Source organism: Xanthomarina sp. F2636L (genome assembly GCF_026410195.1).
GTDB lineage: Bacteria > Bacteroidota > Bacteroidia > Flavobacteriales > Flavobacteriaceae > Xanthomarina.
This window is the reverse complement of the sequence record NZ_JAPMLM010000004.1, coordinates 1-360: the sequence shown is the minus strand read 5'-3', so window position 1 is coordinate 360 and position 360 is coordinate 1. Positions and strand designations below refer to the sequence as shown.

General features: G+C 42.8%; 1 protein-coding gene. It reads left to right on the top strand.

Translation table 11 applies throughout. The annotated features are described in order from the left end of the window. Positions 1-360: hypothetical protein (locus OS191_RS00020; RefSeq protein ID WP_267153662.1), on the top strand; the 360-nt coding region annotated here is incomplete at both ends.

The window sequence follows — 360 nt, the reverse complement described above, 5'->3', positions numbered from 1 at the left end:
ACCTTTGATAACAATACCTGTGTATGGGTAGTCACTGGAACACAACCAACTGAACCATCTACAGAATGTTGGGAGACGGCAACTTTTGACAACAACACATGTGCTTGGGTAGTTACTGGAACACAACCTGTAGAACCATCAACTGAATGTTGGGAAACGGCAACCTTTGATAACAATACCTGTGCTTGGACAGTTTCTGGAACACAACCTGTAGAACCATCAACGGAATGTTGGGAAACGGCAACCTTTGATAACAATACCTGTACTTGGGTAGTTACTGGATCACAACCTGCTGAACCAACAACAGAATGCTGGGAAACTGCTACTTTTGATAACAATACTTGTGCTTGGGTAGTTACT